This window comes from Emticicia sp. MM (assembly GCF_001649495.1).
The window spans coordinates 37,008-58,674 of record NZ_LXHX01000071.1; the positions used below are offsets into that span (position 1 = coordinate 37,008).

Genomic DNA, 21,667 nt, shown 5'->3' on the forward strand with positions numbered 1-21,667 from the left:
AACCTTTGTATTTAGGTCTATTTATTATTTGAAATATTCGAGTGATGCTTATAAAAAGGGCTAATTAAATGAAGCTCGTAAGCTTACTTCAGAGTAAAACTATTCAGAAAAGGCTCAATAAAAGGCTGATAAACAGCATATTTTGTAGTTTCAGTCGAAAACGTAACGATATAAACTTTGCTTGATTTTACGTAGTAGTATTGTCGCCACGTTTGTTTATGCGTGTCTTTTTCACCTGAGTAAGTAACTCTAACGACATTTGATTTTAACTTCTTTTTCTCAATTACTTTAAAGTTTTTGACAACTTTTGGCAAATAACCAATCGAATAAGTGGCGTATTGGTCGGCTGTGTAGCTTGCTGAGGGCAAAGGATTGAACGTAAGATTGATACTCTCGGTATATCCATCAGGCCAAGAAAGTGTATCTGCAGGCGAAAGAATAGAACATTCATTCACCGCACAGCCCGCCTTTAATCGCCAAGAACTTGGATAGTCGATTTTATAGGGTTTGAAGTCTAAAACTTTTATGCTATCTGCTACAGATGAGGCATTGGCCGTAAACCCGAGAAAAATTAAGAATGTAAAGAAAAGGTTTTTCATGTTTTTTGAGAATAGTAAGATTTGATGTATCATTCTTCCTCATTTTTTGATTTCAAACGAAAATTTGTGTAAAAATGAAGAATAATTATTGTGTATTCATGCTTTATGATAGAAACCAATGCAAAATAAACATAGCTTTCTGAAAAATTATAAATGCACACTTGATATTTTAGATTCTACAAAAATTATTAGATTTGTTTTTTCAAAATTCATGCTGACAAAATCTATAAGACTTCCACTTTGGCTAATTTCTTTCTATTTTACGTATAGCCAAACTATTTTTGCACAAACGTTAAGCCCTGCTTCAGTGTTAAGCGATTCTTTGATTTGTGCAGGCGAGGAAATTACGGTTAAACACACTCCCGAACCTGATTATTCTTTTTATCAGGTTGAAGCGATAGATATAAATAATGGGTTTGTATATCCGTTGGGCAATTTATATATCTTACCTAAAAAGGATAACCATTTATACATTAGTACAGAAAGTTTGTTGCAGTTAGCTCAAACATCAGTATTTAACGTTCAGATTTCTGCCTTTAATTATTTAGGCATACTCTTAAACAAGGTTATGCTAACTCAAAAATTGATTGTTAATCCAAGACCTAACGTAGTTCTCAGTTACAGTACAGGGCAAGCTTTAGAGTATCGAACCTTAGGAGAATATCTATCTTTAAACCTTATAAAATTAAGAGGTAAACTTCCTTTTTCATTTGTCATCGAAGATTCGATTAAAGTAAATATGCCTGTTGATACGTTTACGTTTGTCTATGATAAGCGGTCAAATGAAAACTTTTTTTTAGGTGATTTAAGAGATGCCAATGGTTGTAATAATTCAATTGAACACTTCAGCGTAGGAGCTTATCACGATTTTGAAACATATATCCAGATTTCTGAACGGAGAACAACAGCAGAGCCGTTGAAGAATAAGTTTTTTTGTAAGGGTGAGGTATTAGAGGCTCGTTTGAAAGTTAAAGGCGTAATTCCAGAAAATCTCAGATTTATTCCCAAGTATCGCTATCATAATAGCCCCAATTGGCAAGAACTACCAGTGTTATTAGATTCGGCTGGGATATATTTAATACAACTGCCGTTGATGATTGACGAAGGAACATATAAAATGTCTTTTTTCCCTGATAATCCGATGTATAAAACAAAAGTTGACAGTGAGCATGAAGATGAATTTACTGTGGTAGAAAAAATAAGTGCGTCAATTTATTCAAATGGACAGATTAAGGTTAATAAGAATGAAACATTTTATTTAAAAGTATTAATTAACAAGAATAAAGGGAATCCGACTTACATTAATGCTTATGAAGTTGTATTAAAAACTAATTTTAATAAGCAAATAAAGTTGCAATTACAAAATTTTGAAAATTATGTAAGGATAGATACTTTAACACAAACAACAACATTCTATATTGCGAGTATTAAAGCCAAGGGGAAAAATAATCAAAGCTTCGAATTGTGTGAACAGGCCGTTTTATCGGGTCAAGTTACAGTAGAAGTATTTGAGAAGTCCAATAAGGATATAATTATTACTTCTTTGGAAGTTTTTAGAGACCAATGTGGTGAAGGTACTTTTAAAGTTAGGTATAATGTATTAGGTAGTGTTTCGAATTTCGATTTCAAACTTCAATTAAAGGCTATTAATTCAAGTAGTCAAGATGAAACTGCCTATTTTGATGTCCCAACAACAGCACTTGGAAACAATACTCTCGAAGGTATTTTGCCGAACGATACTTTATTTGCCGACTATCTGATACGAATTATTTCAAATGCTAATAATTTATATGGTTCCGAATATGGAAGGTTAAGTAATTATGCACATCCTCCAGTTTTTTATCTATCAGGAGATGCCTATGTTACAGCCTCACAAAGTCCAGTAATTTCAATTGACAATCCAAGATGGTATTATGATTTAGATTATTATAATATAAGTTTTTCAGCAAATGAAACTCATTGGAGTTATTCTGCGATAAGAATTGACCCTAAGAAAGAGATAACACTCGAAATTCCTCAAAATTTACTCTTACAACAAGAATTTACTATTCTTCCAGCGGGTGCTTCGGGAGGATACTGTGGCAAAGCAACGTTAAGGGGGGGGGCAAAAATTCACATTGTACCGAACTCCCCAATTCAACTAACGTTAATTAGTAGTCCTACGGTTTGTGTGGGAAGTAAGTTCTATTTTACTTATAATTTAAGTTATGTCTTTACAAAAAAGAATACTTACAGGCTTAGGTATTCACAGGTAGAAAATCCTAACATAATTTTGTATGAACATTCGATTTCTTTGAGTACAGAGCAAGGAACTGGCAGTTATCCAGTAGGTGGTTACAATTTTGAAATGAATAGAGATTATTATGTATATTTAGTTTCAGATAACCCGCATGCAGTTAGTGAACCAATAATAATACACCCTCGTCAAAGACCTTTTCAGTTGGGTGGAAACACTAATTGGGAATTATTAAGTAGTAATATATTAGAATTTAATCTTAATTTCTCAGGCATTCCTCCCTTTAAATTTAAGTATTTTGACGGAGATTTTAGCAGAGAATTAATAGCTACATCTAATAATTATACTTTCAGACCGTATATAGATTCATTAAGTTCACGAAGTTTATTTGATTCTGCTTATAAGATAAAAATTACATCTCTTGAAGATAAGTATTGTGCTGAAGACCGACCAATTAGTTTTGGCTTTTTTGGCTATTCGCTTGACAAAGAGTTAGCCTCAATTATTATATTTCCACCCAACAAATTAGAAGTTTGTCAAGGTGCAACTGTAAAAATTCCATTTAAAAAAGACAAAAGCGTTTCAAACATTGTTCTACAATTTTATCATCCAACCGAACAAATATTTTATGATTTGAACACAATAGTTGGCGTAGATACGATAGTCTTGAATTCTATTCAAAATATTCCGACTGATAAACCTATTTACTTCCGAATAAAAGGGAGAAAAGAAAATCAAACAATTTTCAGTACATCTACTCATAATTATACTACATTTTTTAGTAATGCCCAAGTACCAACAGCAACAGTTTTGCCTCAAACTTTAGCGTATAAAGAAAATGCACAAAATTTCAATTTAAAAATCAATTTTACAGGCTCTGCTCCATGGACGTTAAACTATACTCTTAATGGCCAGAGAAAAGAAATTACAACATATAGCAATCCTTATTATTTAAAACTAAGTACAGGATATAATGTAGATTCATGGGTGTTGACCTTAAATAGTGTCAAAAATGCCTGTGGAGTTGGAAGTGCAACAGGTACCGTAAATTTGATAAGAGCAAATTTTGATGTTTCACCAGAGACAGCCTATTTTACAAATTTTTGCCAACTCTCAAAGTCTGATTTTACAATTGTAGGCGTTGAAAATTTTCCCAATAATACGAAACTTTATTTTGTGTCTGAGAATTTAGACCGACCCGATAATGTTTATGAAGTTCCATTTATACGTAAAGGAGGAAATCTTGTGCAAATCACTATTCCTGAAAATTTACCAAGTGGTATTGATAAAAGTAATCCCAAAACCTATAAAATTAGAGCGGTTTGTACTTCTCCTACGCTCGAAGGTGATTTTTTTCATTCGTACAACAATGAGATAATAAAAGTAAATGTTTGGGGAAGAAAGCCTATTGTTACGGTTAGTGGTACACAAACAATTGTCAAAGGTGACTCTGCAATAATTACTTTTAGTATGGATAAATACGTAGAAGGCACTTCATGTACCTTTAACAATTTTACATACGATTTTTCTGATAAAACTTATCAGATGGTTGTTAAACCTACAAAAGATACAACTTTCAGACTGACTTCTGCGAGTCATCCTGTTTGTGGTGCTGAGTTAGGTAATCCTTCTGAATCCATAATTACAGTGAGGCTTTGCCCACTTGAAACTAATATTACTTCTGATGCAAGTGCTGGCATAGTGAAAAAATATCAAGCTGAAAAAATTGAAGCTATCAATAAATTAAGTTATCAATCACAAATTGAATATAATGGAGAAAAGTCTATATTGCTAAAAGCTGGTTTTGAATCTTCACAAGGAAGTATTTTTAAAGCTCAAATAAAACCATGCGTGAACGAAAACTCCCCTTAAAACGGATACCCAATGGCAAAATGAAATACAGGATAATATTCATTGCTTCGCTTGAGTTTCAGATTATCCAATACAAATCTTTCGCCTGTTGGTTTTATGGGGTCAAAAACTTTTACACCCCAGTCGAAACGAGCGACAAAATAATCTAAATCAAGACGAATACCTGCACCTGTACCAACCGCAATTTCTTTATAAAATCTTGTCCAATCAAAATTTGCTTGGTCAATTTTTGAGTCAATCTGATACCATTTCCAAACATTTCCTGCATCAATAAAAAATCCAGCATTCCAATTGCCAATAAATCTGAACATATATTTACGGTATTCAATACTCGTTTCGAGTAAAATATCGCCAGGTTGCTGCGAAAAACGATTTTTTATTGTCGTTCCCAAAGCCGAACCAGGCCCGAGTGTACGTGGACGCCACGCACGAATACTATTTGGCCCACCAATAAAGAAATTTTTCTCGAAAGGCATAGCTTGGTTTTGCCCGTAAGGATGAGCAACTCCCAAGTTTAGTCGATACGCCCAAGAGTCTTTTTTATTGATAGGAATATATTTTCTAAAATCAAGATTCATTTTGATAAACCTAAAATAAGCTCGATTGGTAGTATCAAGTGGAAAAATTTGGTCAATAAACTTAATCTGATTCTTATCGGGGAAAAAGTTTAGCGTTGTACCGCCCGATTCAACGAAAAATCTAATGTATTTAGCTTTAATGTTTTTGCCTTGTATCTGATTATTAAATACATACGTGCCGTTGATACTCGACACAAACTGAGGGTCATAGAGTACTTTTAGGTTAGGGTTATCAAGTAAAACTTGCTCAAAACTCGCACTTTTGAATGGTGTATTTATCAAGTTAATATCAAACGGTGAAATTACGATAGTTTCGTATTTCGAGCGTTGCCATGAATAGTTGCCAGTTAGGCGAAAAACCTGCCTTTCAAATAATCTTTGTTTTGAATTATTAAAACTTACAGCCAGTTGTGTTCGTGGACTTTTTAGACTTAAAAGGTTTGATATTTTGTTAGAAAAAATAATTTTAGGAATATTTAAAGCCAAATTTGCTCCCAGTTCACGGCTACGTTGAGTAGTAGAATCTAAGCCTGGTTGTCCTTCGAGATTGGCACGAAATCCGAGTTCGGTAGTTTCTAAAATACTTAGTAGATTTCTGGCACGAAGCGAAACACTCGCACCTCCACCCAAAATATTATTTATGTTATTGACATCAAAATTATAAGCCGTTGTATATTTTGGGTTTGTAGGAGCAATAATGTCGGCTCTTAGTTGATTATCAGGTAATTGTGTGAATTTTACATTGGCAAAAGCAAACTGGTCGAGGCCATAAAGTTGTCGGTTGGTTTCATTTACGAGCGATGCCTTGAAAAGTTGATTTGGCCGAATGAGAATTTTCTTATCCAAGATTTTTGTAGGAAATTTCTTGCCAATAAATGTATAGCGAATACTATTAAGTTCGATGTTGGTCGTATCAACCTTGAGGTTATTTTCTGTGGAAGCATCGGCAGAAATAAAATTGATAGATTCAAGCGTAAACTGTTCGTGTTGTTCTTTTTGATTTGGATTTCTAATCGTTACCGTTAGGTTTACTCTGTAATCTCGTCTGATGTAATCAGTCGTGTCAATTTCTACTCCGATATAACTTTTAGCGATGAAATTAAAATAGCCGTTTTCTTTCAAAAGTGCTTCAATACGTAACTTTTCAGCATCAATATTATCGAAATCGACTCGGTCGATTCTTTGGAGTAATTTTTCCTTTACTTTGCTTTTCAGTAAGGAATCCACTTTTCTATCAGTCACGTCATACCTAATAGTATCAATCAAATAAGCTCTTTTTTCATCAATTAAATAGCTGATTTTGATACGCTTGTTTGTATTTGCCGAGTCGATTTGGTATTTCACTATGCTATCAAAAAAACCTTTGTTGTATAAGTATTTATTGATAGTACCGCTTGTGCGTTTGATAGCACTCTCGGTAATGATTGCTGGAGCTTCGCCTATATTTTTCATCCACCAGTTTTCTTTGGTGTCGAGGCGGTCTTGATAAACGTTTACTTTTGATAGATATTTTTTTCGTTTTTTCTCAATTTTAGCATCATACACCACAGGATTTGACAGATTATCCAAACGATTTTGCCATTTTTCTAAGCGTTCTGTGATTTTTACCGAGTTATAAAAAGTTTTGCCCAAATTATAGAAACCAACATAAGGTGTAACGGGTAAGTATAAAATACGTCGATTAGGCTTTTGTGTGGGTGGAATCAGTAATTCGAGTTCTTCCGTTGAGATTTCTTTATTACCTTTGAATTCAAAACTATTTAGGCGGTATTCATCACGTTCGAGCTGCACTTTTCGAGTACACGAGCTTACTATAAAAACCATCAAGCAAGCACACGAAACCTTGTAAAAGCGTTTTTTATTGAGAAAAATATTTAATACCAGTCTAAAACTTGATACTATTTTTAGAATCATAATTGATTGATTATCAGTTTTTTCTATCAGGAAAATCCTTTGTAAATCGTAAATTTTCAAAAGTAATGTTTTCAAAACAACAACAAAAGTACGTTCAATCCTTGCAATTAAAAAAATATCGACAAGAACACCAACGATTTTTAGTGGAAGGTGCAAAAAGCGTGCAAGAATTATTGGGTTCAGACTTAGAAACTGAGTTATTGTTATGTACGCCAAAGTTCTTTACAGAAAACGAAAAATTACTCAAAAAAATATCAGTTGAGCAAATTTCACAGACTGAACTCGAAAAACTCGGTACACTACAAAGCAATGATGCTGCCTTAGCGGTAGTGAAAATGCGAGAAAATAGACCATTAATTGCTGATGCCGATGAATTTGCCTTAGTTTTAGACGATATTCGTGACCCCGGAAACCTCGGTACGATTCTTCGTATTGCCGACTGGTACGGCATCAAAAAAGTAATCTGTTCCGAAACAACCGTTGATTTTTACAATCCAAAAGTAGTTGCAGCTTCAATGGGTTCGTTTACAAGAATTAGAGTTTATTATTCTGAAATTTCAAAATACTTTGAAAATATTGTAAAAAACAGCAAAATTGAAATTATTGGAACTTTTTTAAATTCTGAAAATGTGCATCGTTTTGATTTTCCGAAAAGTGGCTACATAGTGCTTGGGAACGAATCGAATGGAATAGGAGCGGAGGTAGAAAAATTAATTACAAAAAAAATAACGATTCCGAGATTTGGGGAGGCAGAATCGTTGAATGTAGGAATTGCAACGGCGGTGGTGCTTGATAATTTGCGTAGGCGAGAATAAAATTAAATTTTATAAAAATCGACTGATAAAATAGAAAACTGTTTCGTATTCAGTTATTTATGAAGTAAAAAAGTTTCTGTGTATATATTCAACTCATATAATCTAATGAAAAAACTTCTCTTTACAACCCTTATTGGTTTGCTCTTTTTTCAGGTAGAAGCCCAAACGCAACTCACCTCATCGGTTTCATCAAAACCACTTTCGGTGGCTACAACTCCCGAATCGGTTGGAATTTCTTCCGAACGACTCAAACGTATAGACAATGTGCTAAATCAGCTCGTTGAGCAGAATAAATTGCCTGGAATGGTGGCACTTTTTACTAAAAATGGCCAGATTGTTTATCAAAAAGCTTTTGGTTATTCAGATTTTCAGACTAAAAAGGTCATGAAAACTGATGATATTTTTAGGATTGCTTCGATGACAAAAGCCATTACTTCAACGGCCGTCATGATGCTTTACGAAGAAGGGAAATTTTCACTCGATGACCCAATTTCAAAGTTCATTCCCGAATTTAAAAATCCTCGGGTGATGAAATCTTTCCGATTTTCCGATACTACCTATACGAGCGAGCCTGCAAAATCTGAAATCACGATTCGTCATTTGTTGACGCATACGTCTGGGCTTGGCTACGGCGTAATTGATGGCGATGAAAGCTTTAAGATGATGTACAAAAAAGCAGGAATTACTGACCTGTTTACTACCGAAAACATCAAAATTGCTGAGAGTGTCAAGAAACTGGCAAAACTTCCGCTGCATCATAACCCAGGAGAGAAATTTACTTATAGCGAAGGATTAGATGTGTTAGGTTATTTCATTGAAATCGTTTCGGGGCAGCCTTTTGATGAATATTTGAAACAACACCTTTTCGAACCCCTCGGAATGCAAGATACCTACTTCTATTTACCCGATGCTAAAAAAGACCGTTTGGTATATATTCATAAACCTGATAGTGCAAAAACTTGGGTACGTTTCCCTGTGACTTTCTATGATCCGAGCTATCCGATTTCGGGAGCAAAAACATTCTTTTCGGGCGGAGCAGGACTTTCTTCAACTGCCAAAGATTATGCAACTTTCTTACAAATGTTGCTTAATGGTGGTACTATGAATGGCAAACGTTTTTTGAGCCGAACTACGGTTGATTTACTAACAGCTACCAACCAAACTGGCGAACTCTTTGGAGGCTCGAAAGGAGAAAGTTTCTTTAGTCTTGGCTTTAGTGTAATAGGACAAGCAGGGCAAATCAAAGGTAATGGAAGTGCAGGAAGATTTAGTTGGGGTGGTTATTTTAATACAAATTATTGGGCTGACCCCAAGGAAAAAATCGTAATGGTGTTAATGAAACAAACCCAAGGTGCAGTTGATGGTGGCTCTGAAGCTCTTTTTACTCGAATGATTTATCAATCAATTGATGATTAATGCTTTCATTTATCTACACAACTACCTTTTTGGTCGTTTACAGACAGATTTGAACTAAACTTTTCTTAGTTTAAATCTGTCTAAATATCGTAGTAAGATAAAAACTTAAACATTACATTTCTACGATATAGTATAAATTACCAAAACTTACATGAAAAAGCTGCTACTTCAAATCTTCTTATTCACATTTGTTTCCCTGACTGTCTTTGCTCAAACTACCGAACTGGTAGGAATTGTGCAAGATGCACAAGCCAGTGTTGGGGTTTCGGGGGCAAGTATTTTATTGATAAACTCACGAGATTCTACGCAACGCAAAGGCGTTTTGGCCGATGCCGAGGGAAACTTTAAACTTGCCAATGTAAAATCAGGAAATTATCGACTAAGAATTTCTTCGATTGGCTATACAAATCTCGAAATGCGAGTTTCGATTGGTAATTCCCCAAAAAATTTAGGAGTTTTAAAATTGACCGAAAATGCTAATCAGCTCGGGGAGGTGACTGTGCGTGAAAAGCAAGTGCGTGTCGAACAGAAAGGCGATACGATTCAGTATAATGCAGGTGCATTTAAGACCAATCCGGATGCTACGGTTGAAGATTTAGTAAAGAAAATGCCAGGCGTAACCATCGAAAATGGTGTAGTAAAAGCACAAGGAGAAGAAGTACGAAAAGTAACTGTTGATGGACAAGAGTTTTTTGGCGATGATGCAGCTCTGGCACTCAAAAATCTTCCAGCTGAAGTGGTGGATAAAGTACAGGTTTTCGACCGACTTAGCGAACAATCTCAATTTACTGGTTTTGATGATGGAAATACTGTAAAAACAATCAATATTACTACTCGACAAAACAAAAATAATGGGCAGTTCGGAAAAGTCTATGCTGGTATAGGTGATGATGAGCGTTATCAATCGGGGGCGAGTGTGAATTTCTTTAAGAAAGATCAACGTCTTACAATTATTGGTTTATCGAATAATATCAACCAACAAAACTTCTCAAATCAAGATATTTTGGGTGTACTTGGCAGCTCAGGTGGTGGCGGTGGAATGCAGTTTGGTGGCGGCGGTGGTGGGCGTCCGCAAGGCGGCGGTGGCGGTGGTGGCCCTCGTGGTGGTGGCGGCGGCGGTTTTGGTGGTGGTGGAGATGCCAGTAATTTTATGGTTGGTCAACAACCAGGAATTGCCAAAACTACTTCTATCGGCTTGAATTACAGTGATAATCTGGGTAAAAAAGTAAAACTAAGCACCAGCTATTTCTTTAATGCTTCAAATAATGGCAATGAAAGCATTACTTCCCGTGAGTATTTGGGTACAGTTCCTCAAATGTATGATGATACAAGTGCGACTCGCAATAAAAATCAAAATCATAGAGCCAATATTCGTTTAGAATATACGATTGATAAAAGTAATTCGATAGTTTTTACGCCTCGTATCAGTTGGCAAAAAAATGACGCTTTATCGACAATGACAAGTGAGACTTATTTGCAACAACAAACCATCAATACTGCCTTAACCAGAAGGAACTCAGAGAATAATGGCTTTAATTTTTCGGGAGAATTATTATTTAGACACCGTTTTGCAAAAAATGGTCGTACTTTTTCGGTGAATCTTGGAAACAACACCAGCGACCAAACGGGTTTTTCTTCTCAGTATTCAATCAGTAGATTTTTTACAGGCAGAGACACAACTCAGATTGTGAACCAACAAACTCAGTCTCAGACCAATAGCAATCGAATGTCGTTAGGCCTTACTTACACCGAGCCTGTGGGAAAAACTGGACAGATACAGCTTGACCATAATGTAGGTTATACGCTCAGTTCGTCAGATCGTGAAGTCAATGCTTATGACGAAAAATTACTAACTTATTCGATTCTTAATAAATCTTTGAGTAATCTATTTGATAATTCGTATCTCACTAATCGTACGGGCGTAAGTTATCGTTTACGAGGAAAGCAAGGATTTTTTACTCTGGGTACAACTTACCAAAATGCCCAGCTGGCCAGCGACCAAACGTATCCGATTTTGCAAGATGTAAAATATGTATTCAACAGTATTTTGCCGAATGCCATGTTTAATTATAGATTTGAAAACAAAGCAAATCTTAGAATTTTTTACCGTACCAACACAAATGCACCTTCGGTTAATCAATTGCAAGGTGTAATCAATAATAGCAATCCAACCCAACTTTCAACAGGGAATCCGAATTTGAAGCAAGATTATAGTCACTCGTTATCATTCCGTTACGGAGTTACGAATGCTAAAACTGCTCAAAATATCATGATGTTTCTGAATTTAGGATATTCTAATAATGCCATAGTTCAGTCAACCTTTATTGCCGATAAAGATTACGAATTGGCCGATGGTATTATACTTTTCAGAGGTTCGCAACTTACAAAACCAGTTAACCTTGATGGTCAATTTAATGCTCGTACTTTCATCAGTTATGGTATTCCGATTTCAAAAATCAAATCGAATCTTAACTTTAGTGCTGGTGTGAATTATGCAAAAAATCCGAATTTGATTAATGATATTAAAAGTTTTACAAATACCTACGGTATCAACGGAGGTTTGGTTTTGAGTAGTAATGTGAGCGAAAAAGTTGATTTTACGCTTTCCTATTCGCCTACATACAGTTTGGTCAGAAATTCGGTGCAAACCACTCTCAACACCAATTATTTATTTCAGAATACCTCATTCAAAATCAATTGGCTTTTTGGCAAAGGATTTTTATTACAGTCAGAAGTCCTCAACCAAGCATATTCTGGTTTAGGTACAGGCTTTAACCAAAACTTTACACTTTGGAATGCAGGTTTTGGCTATAAATTCTTGAAAAAACAAGCCGCTGAATTACGTATCAATGTTTTTGATTTACTAAAGCAAAATAACAGTATCGCTCGAAATGTATCAACAGCTTATATAGAAGATGCTCGTAGTCAAGTACTTACACGTTATTTTATGCTTACATTTACTTATAACTTGCGTAATTTTAGACTATAAGTAATGTTTTTTAGATAAATGCCAGAAGGAATGTCCAATTTGGAGCTTCCTTCTGGCATTATCAGGCAGAGGCAAATTGTCAGAGCAGTACACTACAGGCTTGTTCGTATCAGATAAATTTGTATTTTTACACCCTAATTTATATGAGAAACAAAACAAGAAACAAAGCTCCAAACCAATCTACATGAAAGTCTGTGCCGTTTTTGATATTGGTAAAACCAATAAAAAGTTACTTCTTTTCGACGAAGATTATAACATTGTAAGAGAAGAACAATCGCAATTTGAAGAAATTCTGGACGACGACGGCTTTCCGTGTGATGATTTGATTCGCTTGAATACTTGGCTTAGAGATACTTACGAGAGCATCAAGCAAAATCCTGATTCGGGCGGCGTTCCGTATGAAGTAGTTGGCTTGAATATTTCGGCCTATGGAGCAAGTTTGGTACATCTAAATTCAGAAGGAAAACCGATTACTCCACTCTATAATTATCTCAAAAGCTTTACTCGCCAAATGAGTAAAGAGTTTGCCGAAAAATATACGTCAAATGTATTTACCGAGACTGCTTCGCCCGAACTCGGAATGCTCAATTCGGGATTACAGCTATATTGGTTGAAACATACTAAACCCAGTATTTTCCATCAAATCAAATACTCGCTGCACCTGCCACAATATTGTAGTTTTCTTTTCTCGAATCAACCTGTTTCCGAAATTACGAGTGTTGGCTGCCATACCGCTCTCTGGGATTTTCAGAAAAACGATTACCATGCTTGGGTCGAAGCCGAACACCTTCATTCGGTGGAGCAAAAACCGCAACTTTCAAGCAATATTGCAACTTCAGTCGATGGTGTTGCAGTCGGTATTGGCATTCACGATAGTTCGTCGGCACTTGTGCCTTACCTGAAATCTTTCGACGAAAAATTTATCTTACTTTCAACGGGTACTTGGACAATTAGTATCAATCCGTTCAATGATGAACCATTGACTAACAGCGAGCTACAAAAAGATTGTTTGTGTTTCTTAAATTTTGAAGGAAACCCAGTAAAGGCCTCAAGGCTCTTTGCAGGTAATGAACACGAACGCCAAACTAAACATTTAGCTGAGTATTTTGGTAAAGAACCTGATTACTACAAACAAGTAAAATACGACCAAGACATGGTTTGGTTTTTACGTAATAAATTCAAACAAGCTACCCCACAAACAGCTGATCTTGGACTCCTAAAAGATTGCCCATTTGTGGAGCGAAACCTTAACTTATTCAAGTCTTACGAAGAAGCCTACCACCAATTTATGCTTGATTTGGTGGCTCAGCAGGTGGCATCATTAAATTTGGTAATGGGATGGAGCAAACCCAAGCAGATTTTTGTGGATGGTGGTTTCTCGAAAAATGATATTTACATGAGTCTCTTAGCCGAAACCTATTTCGATAAGCAAGTGTATGCTTCCGAAATAGCTCAAGCATCGGCTTTAGGAGCTGCGTTGGTGATTCACGAACATTGGAATTCTAAACCTATCCCTCAACAGTTGATTGCTTTGAAGCGGTATTTTTAATCATTTATTTACAAAAAATTAAGTACAGGAAAATGATATTTTTTAGGGTTTTAGAGTGTTCGATAAAGCTTTTCAAATACTTGACTATCAAATAATTATAAAACAGAAAAGACATTTGTAATGAATGTCTTTTTTTTTATATTTGTTCTACTGAAACCTTTAATATATATACTTGAAATTTGAAAACGCTCAGTTTTGTGAACAACAAAGGTGGCGTCGGCAAAACAACCTCTGCTCAGAACGTAGGCGTAGCCTTGCATCGTTTTGCCAAAAGTAAGGTGTTGTTTATCGACCTTGACACCCAAGCAAGTCTTACTCGCTGTTTTGGTTATCATAATTTACATTTTTTCAATGGCGATAGTGGCAGTTTTATTTTAAATGATAAAACTTTTGATGAAGTAGTAGTTTCGACTGATGTCGGTGATTTACTGCCCGCCTCAATGGGGTTTTTAGCCGCCGAAGAGCGAATCCGAGCCAGTGCAGTTTTTCCGTTTAATCTCAAAATTGCCCTTGATAAAGTCAAACACCGCTACGATTTTATCATCATTGATTGCCCCCCAAGTTTATCCACCTCTGCCCGAATCGCTTTAGTTGCCTCCGACTTATATTTCGTACCACTTCAAGTTGAATTTTTAAGCTATGAAGGACTCCGTAATTTTCTTGCTTTTGCCAATCAACTCTCGATACTTTGTCCAGAACTCGAACTCGGCGGGGTTTTTGCCACTCGCTATAACCCAAAAATAAGACGTCGGTTGAGTGAAGATTTAGTAAAATCTACAAAGAAACAACTTAAAGAAAATTTTTTGGATACCTATATACGTGATAATATAGCAATTTCAGAAGCTCAAGCCAGCGGAAAGGATATTTTTATGTACGATTCAGAATCAAATGGGGCAATTGATTATTACAAGCTCACCCGTGAACTAATTAATAAACACTTTACTAAAAATCTTATGGCACAATTAATGAGAGCATAGATAGAATTCGTATAAATTATCCAAGAAATATTACTTTTTCTATAAAAAATTGTAGAAATAAATTGTTTTTGATTAGATTTGTTTTTTACCTAAACCTATAACCACTAAATGCAACCCGCCAAGTACGCTAAAGTAAAGTTTCTGAATAGAGACAAGTCTTTGTTTTTTTCAGCACTTCGTGAAAACATTGACTCTTATTTTGAAGCCAATTCTCTTGAAAAAACGGGTGGTTCAAAATTGCTTTTCAAGGCAATATTTATGTTGAGCCTTTATTTGATTCCCTTTGCACTGATTCTTACTGGAAATTTCACTCCATTACAAATGTTATTCTTGACAGTTGTGATGGGTTTGGGAGTGGCTGGTGTTGGAATGTCGGTTATGCACGATGCTATTCATGGGTCGTTTTCATCTTCCTCAAAGCTCAATAAGTTATTTGGTGCATCCATTTATTTACTTGGTGGTAATGTATATAATTGGGATGTTCAGCATAATAAATTGCATCATACATATACTAACCTACATGATATTGACGAAGATATTACGGGTAAATTTATGTTACGTCTTTCTTGTGGCGATAAACTGAAATCTGTACATCGTTTTCAGCATATATATGCGTTTTTCTTATATAGTCTAATGACAATTTCGTTTTTATGGAAAGACTTTAAAGAAATTTCATTGTACAATAAAATGGCCCAAACTGGTTTGGTTAAGCCTTTTCCCCGAAAAGAATTGATTACGCTGATAATCAGCAAAATTGGCTATGTTTTATTTATCTGCGTTATGCCGATGCTTGTACTTGATATTACTTTTGGGCAATGGTTTGCAGGTTTTATGGCCATGCACTGCACAGCAGGTATTATTTTAAGTACGGTTTTTCAGTTGGCTCACGTGGTAGAAGGTGCCGCTCAACCAGCGGTCGATGATAGAGGAAATATCGAAAATGCTTGGGCAATTCACCAGCTTAATACAACTGCTAATTTTGCAGGAAATAATAAGATTTTATCGTGGTATATTGGTGGGCTTGATTATCAGGTTGAACATCATTTATTTCCTAATATCTCGCATATTCATTATCCTGCTATTGCTTCCATTGTAAAAAATACTGCCGAAGACTTCGGAATTGTTTATAACAACAAAGAGTCATTTACGAAAGGTTTACAGTCACATATCAGAATGCTGCATAATTTGGGTCATGGAGCTGTGTAGAGAAAAATGAGTAAAGAAAGTTTAGTAAATTATATTCAGGAAATCTTACCGATGCCAGTAGATAAGGCGGAGTATATTGCTACCTTTTTTTCTCAAAAATGCTATATAAAAAATGACTTTTTATTAAAAGAAGGTAAGATATGCATCGAATCACATTTTATCGAATCTGGTTTTTTACGTTCTTATGTGGTTGATGTTGATGGGAATGAAGTTACGACCGATTTTTACGGAAATAATATCTTCGCTAATGATTTTTTATCGTTTTTTAAGCGAATTCCCTCCAATGAAAATATTCAAGTTTTAGCTGATTGCACAACTTGGATGATAAATTACGAAGATTTACAGACATGTTTCCATACGATTCCTGAATTTCGTGAGTTTGGGCGTATGATGCTTATCAATAATTATTCAAGGTTGAAAGAGAGAATGCTTGGTATAATTCAACTTACTGCCGAACAACGCTACGAAAGACTCGTCACTTCACACGCTGAGATATTTCAAAATGCACCACTTAAATATATTGCTTCTTATTTAGGAATTACTGATACTTCACTAAGCCGAATCCGAAAAGAAATTGCTCGTAGTAGATGAGGTTGTAATTTGTTACTAATTACCTGTTATTGGTGAATGGCTTTGTTTTTTGTGAAAGATATAAAGTGTTGGTAATAAGGGCATTATGTTTTTTTTGCCAATAACAAGTGAATAAATACCCAGTAACTAATTTCCGATCACAATAAAGTACTTGGGTCGAGTAGGTTGTTTTTTATCGAAAAAACTACCAAACCTGCCGTATTTCTCATTCCTGTTTTTTCGAGTAAATTATTTCGATGGCCATCAACTGTACGGACGCTTATAAATAATTTATTCGCAATTTCTTGGGCAGTATACTGCTTACAAATAAGGTCAAGTACATCAAGTTCTCTTTGAGTGAGAGTAGAAGGAATATCGTCTTGAATCAGTAATCGATGCTTCTTTCCTGTCAAACGGTTTTTCATAGCTGTCAAAAATGCTTCATTGAAATAAAAATCTTTTTCAATGACTGCCCAAATGGCTTTTTCGACTTCGGCTGGCTCAACGTTTTTGAAGAGATAGGCATTCACACCCAACTCCATGAGGTGCGTAACGAAGCGATCTTCGCTGTAAACTGAAAGAATAATAATTTTGATTTCAGGAAATTGCTGATGAAGAATTTTGGTTGTATCAACTCCGTTTAGTTCGGGCATAGATAGATCGAGCAATACAATATCGGGTTTCACTTCTGCTACTTCGATGGCCTCAATAAGAGCTTTTCCATTATCTACTTCGAGTATAATCTGGATATTTTCAAAGGAATTAACGATTGAAATCATGCCTTTGCGAAATAACACTTGGTCGTCAGCAATGGCTACGTTTATAGTTTTCATGGGGTATTAGAAATGGAATTCAACGGGTAATCTGAAATAGAACATCCTAATCATAAGCGTATTAGATGTTAAAGATACTTAATTTAAAGGAATACTTACATGGAGTTTTAGCCCTTCATTGGGTTTTGTTTCAAATTTTGTTGTGCCTCCAATCATTTTTGTTCGTGTTTCTATATTTTTTAAACCTAAGCTGCGTTTTAGGTAAGCCTTTTCAAAATCAAACCCTTGACCATTATCTTTATATTCAATTTCAAGGGTATTATTGTCAGTTTTTAAGTGTAGGTGCACACTTTCAGCTTCAGAATGTTTTACTGCATTGTTGAGTAATTCTTGAATGAGTCGATAAACAATTAAATTTATTTTGGGATCAATCGGCATCAGGTTTTCAACTTTTAGATAAATATCAATATCAGCGAGTTCCATAGTTTTTTCGCATAAACCTTCAACAGAATAGGCTAACCCAAATTCTTCCAAACCTTGTGGCAATAAATCATTTGAGATACGTCTTACATTATCTATCGTATTGTCGATCAGTGTTTTAGATTTATTACTAATTGTTTCGATATTAATTTGCTCGGTTGGGTTTTGTTGAATTTGTCCGACCAATAATCTAAGTGCTGAGAGTGCTGCTCCAACCTCATCATGTAGGTCTCTGGCGAGTCTTTTTCGCTCGGTTTCGATGGCTTCGAGTGTTCCTTGATAAAGTTCTCGTTGGTGTTTGGCTTCAGCTTCTTTAAATGTTAGGTCCTGTCTGATGATTCTACGCTGATACAATAAAATGAACCCTATAACTCCCGATGCCAAAAGCATCATGGCTATAGTGCCTCCAAAAAGCAAAATGTATAAATCTAACGGCGATGACTGTGCCATAAACCTATTGCTAAAAATATGTGTAAGATTAACATCAGAAAGGCGTGCATACCCCATGCAAGCGACAATAAGTAGTTATCTTCCTTGATGAAATTACTTAAAATGAAGATGAAGAGACTACCTGCAAAGTAAAACAAAAAACCTGAGTTAATCCAAAAAATTGGTTGTTTTGTTGGGTCACGAGTGTCTAATTCTATCAACATTTTATAAAAACAAGATAATGATAGAAATATAATTAGGATACCCTCCAAACCACTGGCGTAAGTGTTGAAATTGAAGATGCCTTGAATCCAAAAGGCATTAATAATAGAAAGCAGAATAAAGCCAAGTAGGGTAAATGGTAAGATTTTTCGGTTGAAAAAATTGCCAAAATACGTATGATAAAATAGACCAATTGTGATGAATTCTAAAATGGTGTAAAGGTGTAAGCCTGGTAATATATTTAATGTTGGATGAAAATAGGAAATAGTACGAGTAGAAGCTTCAGAAAAAGCTCCTAAAAGAATAAAATACCAAATGAACTTTAGTTCGTTTTTCAAGTATTTTATACGGAGTATACCAATAGTTATAGTCAACAGCAGTACGTAATGTACATAATCAAGCAGCCATATTAAAAAGTTATTTATCATCTAAAGTGCAGTATAAGGGCAAGCAATTTATCAGTGTTACTTACTCTCTTGTTTAAGCTATTTGTGGCAATTATCCTTAATCTTCAGGATATGGAGGAACGGGACGACTGTAATCATAAATGTTTTCATCTCCAGCTACCAAATGTGCTCCATCATCGACTTTCGTTTTTACATTCGACATCATCACACATCCGTATAATACATTATTTGGCACTCCATCAGCCAATAAATATTTCATCCCAAGAGTAAATTTTATGTATTTACTGCCTTTATTTTCATCGATCACTTTTTGAATTTCATCCACATGGAAATAAAAAGCTTTGAAGTCGGCTGGTTTAAATTTTTCGTTGTTCAAATAGTTTTGAACATATCCATTTGCATCTTCAGGGCTAATTGGTTTATCGTATTTTGGTGTACCATCAAGTTCCAAGGCCATAATTTATAGATTTAAGTGAAGTAATACAAATATATAATTTTGGGTTAGTGCTACAATACGTAAAAATACCTGTTTTGCAAAATTGTATTTAACTTAAATTTTTTTTGGAGAGTTTTGTTACTTACTTATCAGAGCAAAGCCACATCTTCTATTCCTAAAAATAAAACCAATGCTTACAAAAATCTCGTCTTCATATGATTCTGGAATGAAAGCTACCCAAGATTTTCTGAATAATTATAATTAATGCGTTTTTAGACATAAAAAGGTCACTTCTTATTGGAAAGTGACCTTTTTATGTTTTCTATAATTATCAATGACCTTTTCCGCCACCTTTTACTACTTCTTTATCAAAATCAATGCCTTGTTTACGTAAAACTCCTTGCACTACAATTCCGAAAACGAATAGGTAAACAAAACAACCAGCCGCCAAGAGATACGATTCTTGAATCCCAAATGAATCGGCAACTTTTCCTTGCACTACTGGGATGATTGAACCACCCAAAATCATCATAATCAAGAATGCTGCCCCTTGATTTGTGAATTTTCCGAGTCCAGCCGTGCCGAGAGAGAAAATACTTGGCCATAAAACTGAGCAGAATAATCCACCCGAAATCAATGAGAAAAGAGCAACTTTTCCAGTTGTCATTACGCCGATAATCGACATAATTGCACCAAGAGCTGTAAATATTAATAATAAACGAACTGGCTTTTCTTGACTCGCAAAGTAAGCCAAAATCATCACGGCTACACAAGCAGCGTAAGGATATAAATCGCTTACATCGCCACTATACAATGAATTTACAATCAAAACAATTGCAAAAGCAATGAAAGGAACAATCACTGTAAGGATTTTCTTCATTGAAGCCGAAGGATTGAAATTCCCGATAGAAGCTGTCCAACGACCAATCATCATGCTTCCCCAAAACAATGATACATATTTTGAAATTTGTGAAGAATCTAAGTTTTCAGTTTCTTTCAAATATTCACCAAGATTAGAACCAATTGTTACCTCAACACCCACATAAACGAAGATAGCCGTCATACCTAAAACTGCTTGTGGATAACTCAGTACCGAGCCTGCATTTTGTACAGCTCCCGATTTTCCTGCCAACGAATATATCATATATCCAATCATTAGAATACACATAAGTATAAACGTAAATGTAATGGCGATTTCGATAGAAAAAGCAACCGCAACCCCCACACACAGCACCAAAAATGCCAATGGAAGGCCAATAACAATATTGCTTACTTGTACATCCTCATCGTTTTTGATGCGTGGAAGTTTAGAAATCCAGAAAAACAATGCCATCAATGCAAACAAAACACCTAAGATAAGGTAAGGTACTTTTACATCTTCGATTGAAGCATTGGCGGCGGCATCTTTTGAAATCGAACCGAAAATGGCATAAGAAACCAAAGCTGGCCCAATTGTTCCACCTAAATTATTGACCGCACCACCGAGATTGATACGTTGAGCACCCGTTTCTGGTGGCCCAAGTGCAATCATAAAAGGCTGAGTAGCAGTTTGTTGGAGCGAAAATCCTAATCCAACAATAAATAACCCGGATAATAATAAATTATACGAAGCAGTCTGGGCAGCAGGATAAAAAAGAAGTGTACCAACGGCCGAAATCAAAAGTCCAATGACTATACCATTTTTATAGCCTATCTTGTTGAGAATATCGCCACCCATGATGCGTGAAAATATCAAATAAAGTACTGAGCCAATGAAGTAAGCTGCATAAAATGCGAAGTCAACGAGCTGGGCTTGAGTTTGAGTAAGTGTAAACTTTTCTTTAAAAAGAGGAATCAAAATACCGTTTGAGGCAGCTACGAAGCTCCAAAAAAACCAAACGGTCATGAGGGTGTAAAGATGGGAACGATTATTTTGCATAAGTAATAAGGTTAAAATGGAAGTGCAAATAAGTAAATATATGCTCTATTTCCAAAGTTTAATAGTGGATTGGAAAAAAACTCAGAAATAAGCAGCTAAAACTGAACCATTTATTCAAATCAAGCAAGAAGTTTGCAGACTGGATTGAATAAGTTTTTCCAGATGGAACTTATATTCAATTTAGTTATAATAAAACTGGAACGAACACTCCAGCTCCGATGGACGAAAAAGGCATTTGTATCGAATGTGACAATAAATATTTAGAAAGTTTTCATGAATTG

Annotated in this window: 15 protein-coding genes; 8 read left to right on the plus strand and 7 right to left on the minus strand. The window is 35.3% G+C overall.

Features of this window, described 5'->3' with window-relative positions; genetic code table 11:
• Positions 1-83: 83 nt before the first annotated feature.
• Entirely contained in the window at positions 84-599 is a 516-nt protein-coding gene (locus A6M55_RS08740) for a hypothetical protein (protein ID WP_156511012.1), read from the minus strand.
• A gap of 118 nt (positions 600-717) precedes the next feature.
• Between A6M55_RS08740 and A6M55_RS08745 the strand changes: the two genes are divergently transcribed.
• Positions 718-4,707, plus strand: a complete 3,990-nt coding sequence (locus tag A6M55_RS08745) for a 3-coathanger stack domain-containing protein (RefSeq protein ID WP_064197272.1) — start codon at positions 718-720, stop codon at positions 4,705-4,707.
• Here the strand turns inward: A6M55_RS08745 and A6M55_RS08750 are convergent.
• Positions 4,704-7,076, minus strand: coding sequence for a BamA/TamA family outer membrane protein (locus tag A6M55_RS08750; RefSeq protein ID WP_197491682.1), 2,373 nt, complete (start codon positions 7,074-7,076; stop codon positions 4,704-4,706). The genes A6M55_RS08745 and A6M55_RS08750 overlap by 4 nt on opposite strands.
• A gap of 188 nt (positions 7,077-7,264) precedes the next feature.
• On the opposite strand from A6M55_RS08750, the gene A6M55_RS08755 reads away from it, so the two are divergent.
• The 7 genes from A6M55_RS08755 to A6M55_RS08785 all read left to right on the plus strand — a co-directional run bounded on the left by A6M55_RS08755 (position 7,265) and on the right by A6M55_RS08785 (position 16,742).
• Positions 7,265-8,014, plus strand: coding sequence for an RNA methyltransferase (locus A6M55_RS08755; protein WP_064197274.1), 750 nt, complete (start codon positions 7,265-7,267; stop codon positions 8,012-8,014).
• Between the two features lie 105 nt (positions 8,015-8,119).
• Positions 8,120-9,430, plus strand: coding sequence for a serine hydrolase (locus A6M55_RS08760; protein WP_064197275.1), 1,311 nt, complete (start codon positions 8,120-8,122; stop codon positions 9,428-9,430).
• 151 nt (positions 9,431-9,581) lie between these two features.
• A complete protein-coding gene (locus A6M55_RS08765) occupies positions 9,582-12,419 on the plus strand; it encodes a TonB-dependent receptor (protein WP_064197276.1) in 2,838 nt (945 codons plus the stop codon).
• A gap of 184 nt (positions 12,420-12,603) precedes the next feature.
• Entirely contained in the window at positions 12,604-13,968 is a 1,365-nt protein-coding gene (locus tag A6M55_RS08770; protein WP_064197350.1) for an FGGY-family carbohydrate kinase, read from the plus strand.
• Positions 13,969-14,147: 179 nt separating this feature from the next.
• On the plus strand, positions 14,148-14,945 hold the full coding sequence (locus A6M55_RS08775; RefSeq protein WP_064197277.1) for a ParA family protein: 798 nt from the start codon (positions 14,148-14,150) through the stop codon (positions 14,943-14,945).
• Positions 14,946-15,053: 108 nt separating this feature from the next.
• Positions 15,054-16,151: an acyl-CoA desaturase gene (locus tag A6M55_RS08780; protein ID WP_064197278.1), complete on the plus strand. Its 1,098-nt coding sequence runs from the start codon at positions 15,054-15,056 to the stop codon at positions 16,149-16,151.
• A gap of 6 nt (positions 16,152-16,157) precedes the next feature.
• Positions 16,158-16,742, plus strand: coding sequence for a Crp/Fnr family transcriptional regulator (locus A6M55_RS08785; protein WP_064197279.1), 585 nt, complete (start codon positions 16,158-16,160; stop codon positions 16,740-16,742).
• A gap of 137 nt (positions 16,743-16,879) precedes the next feature.
• On the opposite strand, the gene A6M55_RS08790 is transcribed toward A6M55_RS08785, so the two are convergent.
• The 5 genes from A6M55_RS08790 to A6M55_RS08810 all read right to left on the minus strand — a co-directional run bounded on the left by A6M55_RS08790 (position 16,880) and on the right by A6M55_RS08810 (position 21,386).
• Positions 16,880-17,554, minus strand: a complete 675-nt coding sequence (locus A6M55_RS08790; RefSeq protein WP_064197280.1) for a response regulator transcription factor — start codon at positions 17,552-17,554, stop codon at positions 16,880-16,882.
• A gap of 78 nt (positions 17,555-17,632) precedes the next feature.
• The gene (locus tag A6M55_RS08795) at positions 17,633-18,424 is read right to left on the minus strand and encodes a sensor histidine kinase (protein ID WP_064197281.1); all 792 of its coding nucleotides are present in this window, start codon (positions 18,422-18,424) and stop codon (positions 17,633-17,635) included.
• Positions 18,403-18,963: a hypothetical protein gene (locus A6M55_RS08800; RefSeq protein WP_082892966.1), complete on the minus strand. Its 561-nt coding sequence runs from the start codon at positions 18,961-18,963 to the stop codon at positions 18,403-18,405. Before A6M55_RS08800 ends, A6M55_RS08795 begins: the two co-directional genes overlap by 22 nt.
• Positions 18,964-19,129: 166 nt before the next feature.
• Positions 19,130-19,489: a hypothetical protein gene (locus A6M55_RS08805; protein ID WP_064197282.1), complete on the minus strand. Its 360-nt coding sequence runs from the start codon at positions 19,487-19,489 to the stop codon at positions 19,130-19,132.
• A gap of 310 nt (positions 19,490-19,799) precedes the next feature.
• Positions 19,800-21,386, minus strand: a complete 1,587-nt coding sequence (locus A6M55_RS08810) for an MFS transporter (protein ID WP_064197283.1) — start codon at positions 21,384-21,386, stop codon at positions 19,800-19,802.
• Positions 21,387-21,667 lie beyond the last annotated feature (281 nt).

Bases quoted from the DNA above. Each gene is read 5' to 3' on its own strand.
- A6M55_RS08795 (WP_064197281.1), bottom strand. From the start codon at position 18,424: ATGGCACAGTCATCGCCGTTAGATTTATACATTTTGCTTTTTGGAGGC.
- A6M55_RS08740 (WP_156511012.1), bottom strand. From the start codon at position 599: ATGAAAAACCTTTTCTTTACATTCTTAATTTTTCTCGGGTTTACGGCC.
- A6M55_RS08810 (WP_064197283.1), bottom strand. From the start codon at position 21,386: ATGCAAAATAATCGTTCCCATCTTTACACCCTCATGACCGTTTGGTTT.
- A6M55_RS08760 (WP_064197275.1), top strand. From the start codon at position 8,120: ATGAAAAAACTTCTCTTTACAACCCTTATTGGTTTGCTCTTTTTTCAG.
- A6M55_RS08790 (WP_064197280.1), bottom strand. From the start codon at position 17,554: ATGAAAACTATAAACGTAGCCATTGCTGACGACCAAGTGTTATTTCGC.
- A6M55_RS08805 (WP_064197282.1), bottom strand. From the start codon at position 19,489: ATGGCCTTGGAACTTGATGGTACACCAAAATACGATAAACCAATTAGC.
- A6M55_RS08755 (WP_064197274.1), top strand. From the start codon at position 7,265: ATGTTTTCAAAACAACAACAAAAGTACGTTCAATCCTTGCAATTAAAA.
- A6M55_RS08780 (WP_064197278.1), top strand. From the start codon at position 15,054: ATGCAACCCGCCAAGTACGCTAAAGTAAAGTTTCTGAATAGAGACAAG.
- A6M55_RS08785 (WP_064197279.1), top strand. From the start codon at position 16,158: ATGAGTAAAGAAAGTTTAGTAAATTATATTCAGGAAATCTTACCGATG.
- A6M55_RS08770 (WP_064197350.1), top strand. From the start codon at position 12,604: ATGAAAGTCTGTGCCGTTTTTGATATTGGTAAAACCAATAAAAAGTTA.
- A6M55_RS08765 (WP_064197276.1), top strand. From the start codon at position 9,582: ATGAAAAAGCTGCTACTTCAAATCTTCTTATTCACATTTGTTTCCCTG.
- A6M55_RS08745 (WP_064197272.1), top strand. From the start codon at position 718: ATGCAAAATAAACATAGCTTTCTGAAAAATTATAAATGCACACTTGAT.